The sequence below is a fragment of the Pseudanabaena sp. lw0831 genome (assembly GCF_016584665.1).
GTDB lineage: Bacteria > Cyanobacteriota > Cyanobacteriia > Pseudanabaenales > Pseudanabaenaceae > Pseudanabaena.
In genome coordinates this window covers 55924-70108 of sequence record NZ_BBJB01000095.1, presented here as the reverse complement: position 1 = coordinate 70108, position 14185 = coordinate 55924, and the positions used below count along the sequence as shown (strand labels likewise).

At 44.0% G+C, this 14185-nt stretch carries 17 protein-coding genes, 1 tRNA gene, 2 pseudogenes and 1 other annotated feature; of the genes and pseudogenes, 13 read left to right on the top strand and 7 right to left on the bottom strand.

Annotated elements, in window-relative coordinates; all coding sequences use genetic code 11:
- Nucleotides 1-22: 22 nt before the first annotated feature.
- On the top strand, nt 23-1366 hold the full coding sequence (locus APA_RS20255; RefSeq protein WP_201324038.1) for an SCP2 sterol-binding domain-containing protein: 1344 nt from the start codon (nt 23-25) through the stop codon (nt 1364-1366).
- 77 nt (nt 1367-1443) lie between these two features.
- On the opposite strand, the gene APA_RS20250 is transcribed toward APA_RS20255, so the two are convergent.
- The 7 genes and pseudogenes from APA_RS20250 to APA_RS20220 form a co-directional block, all read right to left on the bottom strand.
- The gene (locus APA_RS20250) at nt 1444-1680 is read right to left on the bottom strand and encodes a hypothetical protein (RefSeq protein WP_201324037.1); all 237 of its coding nucleotides are present in this window, start codon (nt 1678-1680) and stop codon (nt 1444-1446) included.
- 2 nt (nt 1681-1682) lie between these two features.
- Nucleotides 1683-1937, bottom strand: coding sequence for a hypothetical protein (locus tag APA_RS20245; protein ID WP_201324036.1), 255 nt, complete (start codon nt 1935-1937; stop codon nt 1683-1685).
- Between the two features lie 84 nt (nt 1938-2021).
- Nucleotides 2022-2192 (bottom strand): annotated as a pseudogene (locus tag APA_RS25880) (tetratricopeptide repeat protein); the annotation flags it as partial.
- An 85-nt stretch (nt 2193-2277) separates the two neighbouring features.
- A complete protein-coding gene (locus APA_RS20235) occupies nt 2278-4641 on the bottom strand; it encodes a tetratricopeptide repeat protein (protein WP_201324034.1) in 2364 nt (787 codons plus the stop codon).
- A complete protein-coding gene (locus tag APA_RS20230) occupies nt 4638-4871 on the bottom strand; it encodes a type II toxin-antitoxin system HicA family toxin (RefSeq protein WP_201324033.1) in 234 nt (77 codons plus the stop codon). Before APA_RS20230 ends, APA_RS20235 begins: the two co-directional genes overlap by 4 nt.
- Nucleotides 4872-4911: 40 nt before the next feature.
- The gene (locus APA_RS20225) at nt 4912-5121 is read right to left on the bottom strand and encodes a type II toxin-antitoxin system HicB family antitoxin (protein ID WP_201324032.1); all 210 of its coding nucleotides are present in this window, start codon (nt 5119-5121) and stop codon (nt 4912-4914) included.
- Between the two features lie 31 nt (nt 5122-5152).
- Nucleotides 5153-5623, bottom strand: coding sequence for a hypothetical protein (locus APA_RS20220; RefSeq protein WP_201324031.1), 471 nt, complete (start codon nt 5621-5623; stop codon nt 5153-5155).
- Nucleotides 5624-5790: 167 nt separating this feature from the next.
- On the opposite strand from APA_RS20220, the gene APA_RS20215 reads away from it, so the two are divergent.
- The 12 genes and pseudogenes from APA_RS20215 to APA_RS20160 all read left to right on the top strand — a co-directional run bounded on the left by APA_RS20215 (nt 5791) and on the right by APA_RS20160 (nt 14096).
- A complete protein-coding gene (locus APA_RS20215; RefSeq protein ID WP_201324030.1) occupies nt 5791-6573 on the top strand; it encodes a rhodanese-related sulfurtransferase in 783 nt (260 codons plus the stop codon).
- Nucleotides 6573-7427 carry a tRNA (5-methylaminomethyl-2-thiouridine)(34)-methyltransferase MnmD gene (locus APA_RS20210; RefSeq protein ID WP_201324029.1) on the top strand — a complete coding sequence of 285 codons (855 nt, stop codon included), beginning with the start codon at nt 6573-6575 and terminating at the stop codon, nt 7425-7427. Before APA_RS20215 ends, APA_RS20210 begins: the two co-directional genes overlap by 1 nt.
- Before the next feature lie 145 nt (nt 7428-7572).
- Nucleotides 7573-7935 (top strand): 50S ribosomal protein L19, encoded by a 363-nt coding sequence (gene rplS, locus APA_RS20205; protein WP_094529846.1) that lies wholly within the window; start codon nt 7573-7575, stop codon nt 7933-7935.
- A gap of 100 nt (nt 7936-8035) precedes the next feature.
- Nucleotides 8036-8108, top strand: a tRNA-Trp gene (locus APA_RS20200).
- Between the two features lie 77 nt (nt 8109-8185).
- A complete protein-coding gene (gene secE / locus APA_RS20195; protein WP_201324028.1) occupies nt 8186-8437 on the top strand; it encodes a preprotein translocase subunit SecE in 252 nt (83 codons plus the stop codon).
- Entirely contained in the window at nt 8434-9081 is a 648-nt protein-coding gene (gene nusG, locus APA_RS20190) for a transcription termination/antitermination protein NusG (RefSeq protein ID WP_374101377.1), read from the top strand. The genes secE and nusG overlap by 4 nt, the downstream gene beginning before the upstream one ends.
- 57 nt (nt 9082-9138) lie before the next feature.
- Complete coding sequence (rplK, locus tag APA_RS20185) at nt 9139-9564, top strand: 50S ribosomal protein L11 (RefSeq protein ID WP_142655430.1); 426 nt, start codon at nt 9139-9141, stop codon at nt 9562-9564.
- A 99-nt stretch (nt 9565-9663) separates the two neighbouring features.
- Nucleotides 9664-10377 (top strand): 50S ribosomal protein L1, encoded by a 714-nt coding sequence (gene rplA, locus APA_RS20180; protein WP_201324027.1) that lies wholly within the window; start codon nt 9664-9666, stop codon nt 10375-10377.
- A gap of 59 nt (nt 10378-10436) precedes the next feature.
- Nucleotides 10437-10572: a sequence feature (ribosomal protein L10 leader region), on the top strand.
- 74 nt (nt 10573-10646) lie between these two features.
- A complete protein-coding gene (gene rplJ / locus APA_RS20175) occupies nt 10647-11174 on the top strand; it encodes a 50S ribosomal protein L10 (RefSeq protein ID WP_201324026.1) in 528 nt (175 codons plus the stop codon).
- Nucleotides 11175-11250: 76 nt separating this feature from the next.
- Nucleotides 11251-11643, top strand: a complete 393-nt coding sequence (gene rplL, locus APA_RS20170) for a 50S ribosomal protein L7/L12 (RefSeq protein ID WP_201324025.1) — start codon at nt 11251-11253, stop codon at nt 11641-11643.
- A gap of 148 nt (nt 11644-11791) precedes the next feature.
- Nucleotides 11792-12064, top strand: a pseudogene (gene hisE, locus APA_RS20165) (phosphoribosyl-ATP diphosphatase); the annotation flags it as partial.
- A 100-nt stretch (nt 12065-12164) separates the two neighbouring features.
- A complete protein-coding gene (locus APA_RS20160; RefSeq protein WP_201324023.1) occupies nt 12165-14096 on the top strand; it encodes a transglycosylase domain-containing protein in 1932 nt (643 codons plus the stop codon).
- The last annotated feature ends 89 nt before the right edge of the window (nt 14097-14185 follow it).

The window sequence follows — 14185 nt, the reverse complement described above, 5'->3', positions numbered from 1 at the left end:
AGTCCTTATCTTGGAGACAGTGATGACAAAATTTGAGGAACATCCTACGGTGCTATGGTGGCGTGAGCAAGCGGTGGCAAAATCACCCGTTGTCGCCAGTATCCCCTTAAATGCAGATGCATTGAGAGAACTATGTTTGCAAGCTGGGGCTGATGATGTGGGATTTGTGGAAATTAGCCGACCCGCGATCGCCGATCAACATGCCGATATCCTCGCCGCCTTCCCCCGCACAAAAACCTTGATTAGTTTTGTCTGTCGCATGCACAAAGAGAACGTACGTGCGCCGCTAAGATCGATCGCAAATACAGAATTTCATGCCAGTGGTGCAGATATCGATCGCGTCGGTCGGTCAATCGTGGAAACATTGACCAAAATCGGCATCCGCGCCTTAAATCCATCAGTTGCCTTTCCGCAAGAAATGGATCGCTACCCTGGGAAGGTTTGGACTGTATCTTATAAACCCGTCGCGATCGCGGCTGGATTGGGACATATGGGTCTGCATCGGAATGTCATCCATCCCAAATTTGGCAATTTTATATTGCTGGGAGCGGTGTTGATCGAAGCGGAGGTCACGGAATACAATTATCCCATTGATTACAATCCTTGCATTGATTGCAAACTCTGTGTTGCAGCTTGCCCTGTCGGTGCGATCGGGATGGATGGACATTTCAATTTCTCAGCCTGCTACACCCATAATTACCGTGAATTTATGGGCGGATTTACGGAATGGGCGGAGACGATCGCTGACAGTAAAAATGCTCGTGAATATCGCGAAAAATATAGTGCGGCTGAGTCTGCCTCCATGTGGCAAAGTTTGTCATTCAAAGCCAACTATAAGGCAGCCTACTGTATGGCAGCTTGTCCTGCTGGCGAAGATGTGATTGCACCTTTTTTGAGCGATCGCCAAGGGTTTGTGCGCGAGGTAGTGAAACCATTGCAAGACAAAACTGAAACTATTTATGTCATCTCTGGTTCGGATGCAGAAACCTATACAGCTAAACGCTTTCCCCATAAAACTGTCAAGCCAGTTAGCAGTGGTATTCGTCCCGTCTCGATCGCAGGTTTTCTATTTGGGCTACCGCTCCTTTTTCAACGAAATCAGTCAGCAGGATTGAATGCAATTTATCACTTCACCTTCACAGGTTCTGAGTCTTGTGATGCAACAATAACAATTCAAAATAAGACATTGCAGGTGCAAACAGGGCATATTGGCAGAGCCGATATAGCGATTACAGCGGACAGCAAAACTTGGATTGGGTTTCTATGCAAGGAACAAAATATTATTTGGGCGATCTTGCGGCGCAAAATTCGAGTTAGCGGTTCAATTAAATTACTTCAAGCATTTGGGAAGTGTTTCCCTTCGTAAAACAAGGAAATTTTACAACCCTTTTCACAGGGGTGGTCATTGCCAAGTTTTTGCTGATAGATTTGGAAGGTTCTCCTTTAACTATTCTCAACAGACGGATTTCTAACCAGTCTGGCGATATTTTCTCCCAGTCTGGTGAAGTGTTTGGAGTTCATGGTCAGTAGCATATCTACATTTGCTTTCAGGGCAGATTGAGCAATAATGGCATCATAAATTCCACCGCCTGTAATGTTTAATCTTGCTACGTTTCGGATGATTTCTAGATAATCGCTACTTTCTAAATCGACAGGATGAAAAGATTCGAGGTTATTCACAATTAGATCGTGGACTTGTTGAGAGCGTTAATTCTTTCTTCGCGGACAAAAGATACCCAATCAATTTCTGGTAAAGGGTTTTGGCTTTTAAGCACCATAAAGCCATCAATAAATTTAAATGGATTTTGATTTATTTCGGTGACTGGTAATGTGATTTGTGTTTGGGATTGGAGAAGATTTAGGAAGCTAAGTAGCTGTGTGGCAAAGCTTTCAGGGGATTGCTCGATTTCTTTGATTAGTTTTTCTTTGATTGTCATATTTTTTCTCCTATTTTTAGCCTAATCCTATGTTTTAAAGATAGCATCAACAAACAAAACTCAAAAAATCCACTTTTTTTCCTTTTACCCTTTTCCTTTTTCCTTGATTAGCTGTAACCAACTAAGCGCGGCTTGGGTTGTGGGGTGGTTATTGCCAAGTTTTTGCTGATAGATTTGGATAGCAAGTTGAATTAATGGCAGGGCTTCGCGATAACGCTGGGGGTTGTAGTATAGCGCCGCTAGATTCAATAAACTGGTGGCGACATCGGGATGGCGATCGCCACCTAGAGTTTCCTCTTAGATTTGGTGTGATCGCTGGATTCGGTTTAGCTCTCTAGATTCATGATAGTACTTGTAAGCATTTAACATAATTTGCCCTAACAGTCATTGTAATCGGGTGCGCTAGTCCTAAGACTTTTTCCCACATCTGTAAAGCTTGTTTTAATAGAGGTTCTGCTTCTCTATATCTCCTTTGTAAATGATATAAATCAGCAAGTTGGGTTAGGCTGTCTGCAATATCGCGATGATTATCACTTAATAGTTCTTTTCTTAGAATCAACGCTTTTTGATAAAGAGGCTCTGCTTCATCGTATCTCCCTAGCGAAAAGTATGTCTTTGCGAGATTATTCAAACTGCTTGCAACATCAGGATGGTACTCTCCGAAAAGGTTTTGACTCAAAATTAGTGATTGTTGATGAAGTAGAACTGCTTCTTCATATTTCCCTTGCGAACGATACGACTCAGCGAGATTATACAGACTGGTTGCAACATTAGGATGGCGATTCCCAAAAAGTTTTCGCATCAAAGCCAGTGCTTGTTGATAGAGTAATTCCGATTCTTTATATCTCTCTTGTGAATCATATAAACCTGCAAGATTGTTCAAACTTTGTGCAACATCAGGATGGTGATCACCTAATATTTCTCGTCTTATTTCCAGCACGTTGACAAAAATTGGCTCCGCTTCATCATATCTCCATTGTAAATAGTAAAGCGCTGCAAGGTTGTTCCAACTCGATAAAAATTGTGGATGTTTTTCTCCAAGAGTTTGTATCTGAATTTCTAAGCATCGTAACCTCAAAGTTTCTGCTTCTCCATATCTACCTTGAGATTTGTACAACTCTGAGAGATTGTTTAGACTGGATGCGAGGTCGGGATGGATCTCTCCTAAAAGTTCTTGTATAAGAGCTAGCGCTTGAAGAAAAAGTGGTTCTGCTTCTTTATATTTTCCTTGAAAATAGTAAAGCATTGCAAGATTATTTAGTATAGTCGCAACAGATCGATGACAATCACCGAACAATTCTTGTGTAATCTTTAAACATCTTTGCCAAGGATCTTCAGCGAGTACATAGAGAGCTTGTCCTACATAAAATCTTGCAATTCCTGCAAACACCCATAACAAATTAGAATCTTCTTCAGGTTTGGGAATATCATCACGCATTTCGCGGCTCAGCATATCTAAATGGGGAATAGCAGGAGATACCTTTGCAATCAGATCTCGCGTTGGCGATTCGGGTATTTCTTTAGCTATGCTCAACAAACTCATGACAAAAGTCTCCCGAAACAGGCGATTTGTGTCTGGTTCTTGAGCGAGTTTCCATTGCAAAAATTGTCTGGTCAACGAATGTACTGCAAACCGACTCCGATCCTCATCAACTGCCTTAATTAGATACAAATTATTAAGCTGCTTTCTCCCCTCTCGCAGTTCCCCTTCATTGATATTTAATTGCGCCGCAATCTCCTCCACCAAACTCCAAGCAATGTCCTCAGGAGCAAACAACCCCAACAACATCGCCACCTTCCCCGTACTCGCGCTCAACTCCTGCCAACTCAACTCAAACGCCGCGATCATTCCCCGCGCCGCATTAATCTCTTCTGCTTCTTGCAAATCCAACGACTCATCTGTGATCTTTAATCGTTGTTGATAATTGCTCAGACTCAGATCCTCATCTTGTTGCAAATATCGCCCCGCCAACTCCACACCCAAGGGCAAATAACCCAAATATTCACAAATTGCTTTCGCCGCGATCATTTCGCGATCAATCCGTGATTTGCCTAATAACTTCGCCAACAACTCCAAAGCCTCAGCTTCAGAAAGAAACCCCAAAGGAATTTCGGCAAATTGCGAACTCAACTTACGCTTGCGAGTCGTCACCAAAATCTGAAAGCGATCCGTCAAAGGTCTAGCCTGCTTAGGAATACTCGCCAGATCGGTCACATCATCCAAAATCACCAACACCTTCCCCTCTGTTGGTATCCAGTTTTGCCAATACCAAGCCGCTTGCGCCTCTAGTTTTTCTGACTGCATCGCCTCAGGCAAAGGTAAAGTGCGACTAGCCAAAGTCACCACCACCTGCGCCAAACCCACATCCCGCAACGACAACCAATACCGCGCCGCATATTTCTCTCGATAGCGCCAAGCATATTGCAACGCCAGTTCGCTTTTGCCCAGTCCGCCCATCCCCTCCACCGCACAGACACTTACCCCTTGTCCTGTTTGCAGCTTTGCATGAATTTCCTCAAGCTCTTTCTCGCGCCCGACAAAGTTTACCGAACTCGGCGGCACATTATCTGGAATTGGTGGATTTACTTTTGGCGCTTCATGAATGACGGTTTTATTAACGCTTTGGTCAATATTGGCGGTAATAGTTTCCGCAGTCACCCTCTGCATTCCAATTTGTGTAATTTCTGGCTGTACTTCGCTCATTGCTCGCGATCGCCTCGTAAAAGTTGTTCCACAGTCAATCCAATATCCCGTGCAATCTGACGCAACAAAGTCGGCGAAATATCCCGCCCCTTATGGCATGGAACCGTAGTACCGCGACCATCATCATGACGAAATTGCTTGTGAGAGGCTCTTTGTCTCACTTCCACAAATCCGAGATTTTCTAACAACCTCACTACTTCCTGAGGCTTTAAAACGGGAATATTACCCATGATTGTGATTTTTATCTATGACTTTTTCGGGGATTTTTGCTTAAGCGATCGCAATCATTTGTGTACCAACAAACTCTGACCTTGAGGGCAATACCTGATCTTCCAAGAGCATTTCAATCACTTCCCGCAAATTTTCACGCAACTCATCCAGCGTCTCCCCTTGAGAATGCGCCCCAACAAATCCAGGCACATAGCCCACATACAGACTTGTGTCCACATCTCTTTCAATCACAGCAGTAAACATCTTCATAATTACCTACAGTTGTTAAAAATTAAAGCGCCTAATCAATATTTTGCCTGATTTTAAAAACAGCATCGCCAGTCGCATTGATATCTCTAGCACCAACTTGTGTCTTCTTACCATCGCCCTGAGCGTCCTGCACAATGTCCGCCGCGACCCGATTCGCCGTAACACCATATAGCCCAACCTGTACCACTTCTCCTGCTTTGACTTCTTGAGCCAATCTTTGCAATAGCTTCGCAAAAATATCATCCTCATCCATCGCCACATCTAGATTTTTGATCAAGGTTTCCATCGCAGTGCGATCGCCCTGCTCAGCCTTTGCCAATGCCTCATCCACCTTAACCGACTTACCACGCAACTTATTCCAAATCGCTTGGCGCAACTCATCCATCTTCGCGATCGCCTCCGTGGTGAACTTCTTTGCTAATTCGCCAGCACCCGACTCAATAAACTTCTGAAAAGCTAAATTTGCGATCGCCCCAGCCGTCAACGTTAAAGGATCTGCCATAGCCGTATTTCGACAACTTGTATGCCAGCCATCATAGCAAGGATTTTGGAATGTTTTAGCGAAATCTCACCCAATTACGACTGGAACAACTAGAACGCAAAGCGCTATATTGGAATTATAGAAAACGCGATCGCCTTTTAAATAAATTTCTGGCAAATTTCTGGGCAATGACTAGGATCAAACAAGTAACCCGTCTGCAAGCACAAATTAATCAAGCAATTCAAGCCAATCAGCAAAAGGCGATGGAGCCTTGTGTTGTCGCCGCTTTTTATCATTTTACAGAATTGCCAGATTATGAATCATTACGGAATCCACTTAAAGAATTTTGTGACACTCATCAACTCAAAGGCACGATCCTACTTGCCAAGGAAGGAATCAACTCCACGATCGCAGGTAGTCGTGATGCGATCGATGCTGTATTAGGATATTTACGAAAAGATCCGCGTCTTCAGAACTTAGAGCATAAGGAATCTTATTGCCAAGGAGTTCCATTTCAAAAAATGAAGGTAAAGCTAAAAAAAGAGATTGTCACTTTGGGAGTTCCCGATATCGATCCTCGGTATCGAGTTGGGACTTATGTAGAGCCTAAAGATTGGAATGAATTGATTGCTGATCCTGATGTAATTGTGATAGATACGCGCAACATATACGAAGTAGAATTTGGCACATTTAAAGGAGCTATTAATCCAAATCTTGAGACCTTTGGCGAATTCCCTCAATACGTACTGGAGCAACTAAATCCAGAGAAGCATCAAAAGGTTGCTATGTTCTGTACAGGCGGAATTCGTTGTGAAAAGGCTAGTGCCTATATGCTTTCTCAAGGCTTTAGTGAGGTATATCATCTCAAAGGAGGCATTCTTAAATATATCGAAGAAGTTCCCAAAGAAGAAAGTATTTGGGAAGGTGAATGTTTTGTCTTTGACGATCGCGTCAGCATCGATCGAATTTAATGGATAAGCTTTCACTTTGTCCCACCGATGACGGATCTGTCACCTTTTGGTCAGAAACATTTCAAGAAACATTCCATAGCTCTCATGGCGCAAAGCACGAAGCCGAAGCTAAATTTGTCATACCCGCCAAAATTGCCGAAAAAGCCAGCACCCAAACTCAACTCAACATCCTTGATGTTTGCTATGGCTTAGGCTACAACACCGCCGCAGCGATCGCCTGTGTATCAGAATTACAAAATCGCACCGCCAACCTCCAGATCATCGCTCTCGAAAACAACCTCGAAGTCCCCCAACAAGCGATCGCCTCAGGACTAGTAGGTATCTGGCAACCCGCGATCGTCCAAATCCTAAAAACCGCCGCCGCAAATCAAACCGTAACCACCGAAAACTTATCTTTACAACTACTAATAGGTGACGCAAGGCAAACCATTAGCCAAGTCCCAAGCAAATGGGCAGATGCAATCTTTCTTGATCCCTTCTCACCACCCCACTGCCCCCAACTCTGGACGGTTGAATTTATCCAACTTTTAGCCAACTGCCTCAAACCCGACGGTTATCTCGTCACTTACTCCTCATCTGCCGCCGTCCGCGCCGCCATGCTCAGCGCAGGTTTACAAATCGGTGCGATCGCTCCCATTGGACGCAAGTCCCCCAGCACGATCGCCGCCTTTGCACCCATATCATTACCGCCAATTTCCGAGAACGAAGCCGCTTTTTTAAAAACTCGTGCTGCGATTCCTTATCGCGATCGGACACTCACAGGCACAGCCTCAGAAATCATCGCCACCCGCAAAGCCGAACAAAACAACAGCCAACTTCCCCCAACCGCCAGCCTTCGTAAACCCAGAAAATAAAGGCGGCGCGAAGCGCCGCCTTTATTTAGCGCAAAAAAGTTTAGATATAGTGCGAATCGCTATATCTAAACTTTTTTGCAAAAATTATAGACATTAGATCATTAATGCTCTAACATAGATGATCGCGACTTTTTTGGCATTCCTCATGAACGCTTCTGAAATCATCCGCTCAATTGAAGCGGAATATATCAAAACAGATCTCCCGACAATTTATGTAGGAGATACTGTCAAGGTTGGAGTTAGGATTAAAGAGGGCGGCAAAGAACGTACTCAGCCATACGAAGGCGTAATCATCGCGAGACGTGGTTCTGGCATTAACTCTGTCATTACCGTCCGTCGTGTATTTCAAGGGATTGGAGTAGAGCGAGCCTTCTTGCTACATTCTCCTCAAATTGAAAGCATCAAAGTGATTCGTCGTGGTAAAGTCCGTCGTGCTAAGCTCTACTACTTACGTGACCTAGTTGGTAAAGCAACTCGTCTTAAACAACGATTTGATCGCCCACTATAGACCCATCTATGGTTATACTATGTATCAAATACTATTTTTTTATAGCAATTGATACAGTACAGATAACTGGTTGCGTATCGAAATCGTGTTTTCATTACGTGCGTCCTTAGTTCAGTTGGTAGAACGCAGGTCTCCAAAACCTGATGTCGGAGGTTCGAGTCCTCCAGGGCGCGCTTCACCATTTTTATAGAATTGCACTTAAACGTATCGCATTTACAAAGATTGCAAAGGAATCGCAAGAGTTGCCGCTATGACGAAAAACGACCTGAAAGAGCAACCAAAAGAAGTATCAAAAGCTGAATCAGATGCAAAATCTGAGCCAACTGGGATCGCTAAACTTTTTGTAGAATCCAAAGCCGAATTCGGCAAGATCGTTTGGCCTACGCGCCAACAACTCATTAGTGAGTCTGCATCCGTTCTTTTGATGATCGTTGCAGTCGCAACCTTTGTTTATCTAATTGATGCTTTGTTTAAGGCGATCGCATTGCAGGTGTTTCAATAATGTTTACCGAGGATATCGACCACTCATCTAGTAGCCAAGAAGATGAAGACATACTATTTAACTGGTATGCCGTTCAAATTGCTTCGGGCTGCGAAAAAAAGGTTAAGTCGAGCCTAGAGCAACGCATCAAGACCCTTGATGTGGAAGATAGGATCAAGCAAATTGAAATTCCACAGACACCGACCGTCAAACTGAGAAAGGATGGCAGTCGAGCAACCTCTGAGGAAAAGATTTTCCCTGGTTATGTTCTGATTCAGATCAAAACTGTCAGAAATGAAATCGGACAGCTAGAAGTTGATGATGATGCATGGCTTGCTGTCAAAAGCACTCCCCATGTAATTAACTTTGTTGGCACAGAACAAAAACGTCACTACGGTCGCGGTCGAGGACATGTTAAACCTCGTCCTCTCACCGAGAAAGAGGTTGAAAGAATTTTCCGTGTCACCGTCGAACAAGAGCCAGTTCTCAAAATTAACATGGCTCAAGGCGACAAAATCAAAGTGCTTAATGGACCTTTCAAAGACTTTGAAGGTGAAGTGGTGGAAGTTAGCCCAGAACGTAGCAAACTTAAAGCCCTGCTTTCAATCTTTGGTAGAGACACTCCTGTTGAACTAGAGTTCACTCAGGTACAAAAGCAAAACTAACTCACTCAAACGCAAGTTTGTAGTTTTTTAAACGGCTAAAATCAACGGCTAAAATTAATGGCTAAGAAAGTTACAGCAATTATCAAGTTGGCACTTAATGCTGGTAAGGCTAGCCCAACTCCACCAGTTGGTCCTGCACTAGGTCAGCATGGTGTCAACATCATGATGTTTTGTAAGGAATATAACGCCCGTACTGCCGATCAAGCAGGCATGGTCATTCCTGTAGAAATATCTGTATATGAAGATCGAAGCTTTACCTTCGTTCTCAAAACACCACCAGCATCAGTTTTAATCCAAAAAGCGGCTGGTATCACCTCTGGCTCAGCAGAACCTAACCGTAAAAAAGTAGGTTCTATCTCCAGAGATCAACTTCGTCAAATCGCTGAAACAAAAATGCCTGATATCAATGCAAATGATATCGATGCAGCGATGAAGATTATTGAAGGCACGGCAAAGAATATGGGCGTTACTATAAGCGCTTAGTTTCTAATTTTGTCGGTTTTCAATATCTATAAAATTCAAATAAAAATTTTAGTTGGGGAAGGGAATTAATTTTTCCGATCGCACCCCTTAGGAGCAATCATGGCAAAGAAAATCTCAAAGCGTCTTAAGGAAGCTCTCAGCAAAGTTGAAGAGCGCCCTTACGCACCAATCGATGCATTAGAACTAGTTAAGGTCACCGCAACTGCTAAGTTTCCTGAGTCGGTAGAAGCACATGTAAGACTGGGTATCGATCCTAAGTACGCCGATCAACAATTGCGGACAACGGTAACTTTACCAAAAGGAACGGGACAAACAATTCGTGTAGCAGTTATTGCCCGTGGTGAAAAAGTTGCGGAAGCAACCGCCGCAGGTGCAGACATCGCTGGTTCTGAGGAACTAATCGATGAAATCAGCAAGGGAAGAATGGATTTTGATTTGCTGATTTCCACACCAGACATGATGCCTCAAGTGGCTAAGCTTGGTAAATTGCTTGGTCCAAGAGGATTGATGCCTTCACCTAAAGGTGGTACGGTAACTACTGATTTAGGTGGCGCAATCAACGAATTCAAAGCTGGTAAGCTAGAATTTCGTGCTGATCGCACAGGGATCGTCCATATCCAATTTGGCAAGGCTGCCTTCCCTGCTGAAGACTTGCTAATCAACCTCAAAGCTTTGCAAGAAACGATTGATCGCAATCGTCCTTCTGGCGCAAAGGGTAGATACTGGAGATCGCTGTATGTATCTGCAACTATGGGGCCTGCGATCGAAGTTGATGTCACCGCTTTGCGTGATCTCAAGTTCGGAGACGCGTAAATAAAGCCTTTCAAAGTCATTATTTGAGTCTAACTGTTTTAATAAGCCTAGAAAGAAATTTCAACAACTGAATATCTCCATAGACAGCAGGTTGCTCACAGCTTAATTCCCTGCCGAGGTGTTAAAAAAAAGATTCTTGAAAGAATACTTTTTTAGCCTCGGTCTGCGAAAAGACGAGGCTTTTTTAATGGCTTTAAAGATCTACATAGCTAATCAAATGGCGCATCACGCCATTTGATTAGCTCCAAATACAAGGAGGTGAGAACCATATGGGTAAGACCCTAGACCAAAAGAAATTTTTAGTCGGAGAAATGACCAAAGAGTTTGAAGGAACTCAGATGGTCATGGTAATCGATTACTCAACTTTGTCAGTTGCCGAGATTACCAAGCTCCGTCGCTCACTCCGTCCTACGGGTACGGTGTGCAGAACTACCAAAAACACTTTGCTCAAGCAAGCAATTTCTGGCGTACCAGAATGGAAGCCTCTCGAAGGCTTTCTGGTTGGTCCTTCGGCTTGTCTGTTTGTCAAAGATGACATCGGTGGCGCTGTTAAGGCTTATCAAGCTTTCCAAAAGGAATCTAAGAAAACCGAACTTCGTGGCGGTGTCTTAGAAGGTCGCGCTTTGACTGCAAAAGACTTGCAGTCGATCGCGGATCTACCTTCTAAGGAAGTACTGATCGCGCAAATTGCTGGTGCTATCAATTCTGTTACCGCCAAGATCGCGATCGGCATCAAAGAGGTTCCGCAATCTCTGGGACGCGCTATCAAAGCTGTTTCTGAGAAAGAAGCTGCTTAGAAGGATTGGTAATTACGAATTACGAATTACCGTTCACCAATTACTAACCTAATCTAATTAACTAAAGAGAAAAATTATGTCTGCAAAAATCGATAGCATTATTGAAGAACTAAAGTCTTTGAGCCTTCTTGAAGCTTCTGAATTGGTGAAAGCGATCGAAGAAACCTTCGGCGTTTCGGCTGCGGCTCCTGTTGGTGGCATGATGATGGCTGCTCCTGGTGGTGGTGGTGCTGCTGCTGAAGTAGAAGAAGAAAAGACTGCTTTTGACTTGGTACTTGATGAAGTTCCTGCTGACAAGAAGATTGCCATTCTGAAGATCGTTCGCGAAATCACAGGATTGGGCTTGAAAGACGCTAAGGATATGGTTGAGTCTGCACCTAAGACAATCAAAGAAGCTATGGCTAAGGCTGATGCTGAAGCTGCTAAGAAGCAAATCGAAGAAGCTGGTGGTAAGGTTTCCATCAAGTAATTGTTGGCAACATTTAGCTTGCTTGAATGTTCTGCTTGGCAGAACATTCAAAAACAATAAAGGCACGCATGGCGTGCCTTTATTATTAAGATTGTGAGGCGCTTTGCGTCTCACAATTATTTTGTATAAGTATTTTTATTTTATGAACGATCCCCTTTCAGAATTATTTGCGGTGATTGTCGATCGCCGAGAGCACCCACAAGAAAATTCTTATACTTGCAAATTATTTGCTGGTGGCGACAATAATATTTTAAAAAAAATTGGCGAAGAGTCTGCTGAAGTTGTGATGGCTTGTAAAGATGATGATCCCGACGCGATCGCCTCAGAAGTGGCGGATTTGTTCTATCACACATTAGTTGCGATCGCGCATCACCATGTCGATCTGCAATTGGTCTATGACAAACTGGCTCAGCGCCGCTAGAAACTTGAAGGTCGTGCAAAGCGCGACCTTCAAGTTTTTGGTACGAAATACTTATTAATGCAGTAAGATTACCTATGAATTGATCAAAGGGTAGATTGCTGTGGCATCGAATAGTGTAGAGCGTTCTCGGTCTCTGACAGGCAGTATTTTAAAAGGCACTCTCAAAGCTGTTGGTGGCACGTTACTGGGCATTATCATGATTGGCGGCGCAGCAGTGGCTGGTGGGCTGGTCGGTCTAGCACTCAGTTTTCGCGATCTGCCCGACGTGAGAGTCCTCAAAGGCTATGTACCAGTTGAAACCACCTATATCTATGACATTAACGGTGGCTTAATTGCTCGTTTGCATGGTGATGTCAACCGCGAAGTTGTAACCCTCGATCGCATTTCACCACATCTTAAGCGATCGGTTCTCGCCATGGAAGATGCCTACTTCTATACCCACAAAGGGATTGATCCAAGTGGTATCGGACGCGCAATTTTAGCTAACTTTAATGCAGGCGGAACCGTTGAAGGTGGCTCAACATTAACGCAGCAGTTAGTTAAAAATTTATTTCTATCCAACGAACGTAGTCTTAATCGCAAAGTTGCCGAAGCAGTTTTAGCAATGCGGGTTGAGCAGGTATTCACTAAGGAGCAAATCCTTGAGATGTACCTCAATCAAGTATTTTGGGGAAAAAACACGAATGGTGCTGAAACTGCTTCACAGAATTATTTTGGTAAATCTGCTGCTGATTTGACCCTTGGAGAGGCTGCTATGTTAGCAGGTACGATTCAAGCGCCTTCAGTATTCAATCCAGTAGACAACTTTAGTGAATCAAAGAAGCGTCAGGGTTTAGTGCTTGATCGACTTCTAGAGCTTGGATGGGCAACCCAAGCCGAAGTCAAAGCCGCTAAAGCTCAGAAAATAACTATTCGCAAGCAGGGGATCTCTTACGAAGCGAGTCGTGTTCCTTATGTGTCGCAAGCTGTCACAGCTGAGCTAGAAGAAAAATTTGGTCGAGATGTCGTTCTTCAAGGTGGATTGCGTGTCCAGACGACGATTGACTTAAAGATGCAGCGTATTGCTGAAGAAGTTGCTGCCGAAGGTCACAAAGATTTAGTAGATCGCGGTGCTTATGCTGACCAATTATCTTTGGTGGCTGTCGATCCGCGTACAGGATTTGTAAAAGCTTTGGTAGGGGGTGTTGGCGACTTTGACAAAAATCAATTTAACCGTGCGGTTTTGGCAAGACGACAGTTAGGTTCTTCGTTTAAACCTTTTGTGTACTATCTTGCTTTTGCATCAGGTAACTACACTCCTGACTCGACGATTGATGATAGCCCAATGACGATTCCTGATGGAGATGAGCCTTACATACCTCGCAACTATGACAATAAGTTCGCAGGTGGTATGAGCATTCGTCAGGCGATCGCAGTTTCGCGAAATATTCCTGCACTCAGGCTAGGGATAGAATTTGGTAATGAAAATGTCGTAGCACTTTGTCGAAAGTTGGGGATCAATAGTCCGATTCTTCCTGTTGTTTCTCTACCGCTTGGTGCTGCCGATGTAACTCCAATGGAGGTGGCGGGAGCCTATGCAGTATTTGCTAGCGGTGGCTATAAATCTAAAACGACATTAATTGCCCGTGTCACAGATCGCAATGGCAATCTGGTACTGGATAATACCCCCAAGCCCGAACTAATCCTCGATCCGATCGCGGTTTCTTACTTAACTGATGCCTTGCGTGGAGTCGTTACCAACGGCACGGCAACCGAAGCGCAAATGAGCGATGGGCGACCTGTAGCGGGCAAGACAGGTACGACTTCAGATTTTCGAGATGCTTGGTTTGTTGGCTATGTACCGCAGTTATCAGTTGCGATTTGGATTGGAAATGATGATTATTCGCCAATGGCAAATGGAGTGACGGGCGGTGTGTATGTGGTTCCGATTTGGCGCAAGTTTATGGAAAGGGCGCTAGCTGGGCAACCTATTGAGCAGTTCCCAGTACCAAGCGAAATCCAAGAAAAAGAAGGCACTAAAAAGAAAAACTAAAACAAGAAGAGCTGCGCAAAGCGCAGCTCTTCTTGTTTAGCAATGGTGAACGGCGAAGCCGTGCACCATTGCTTATTAACTGGTAAGAG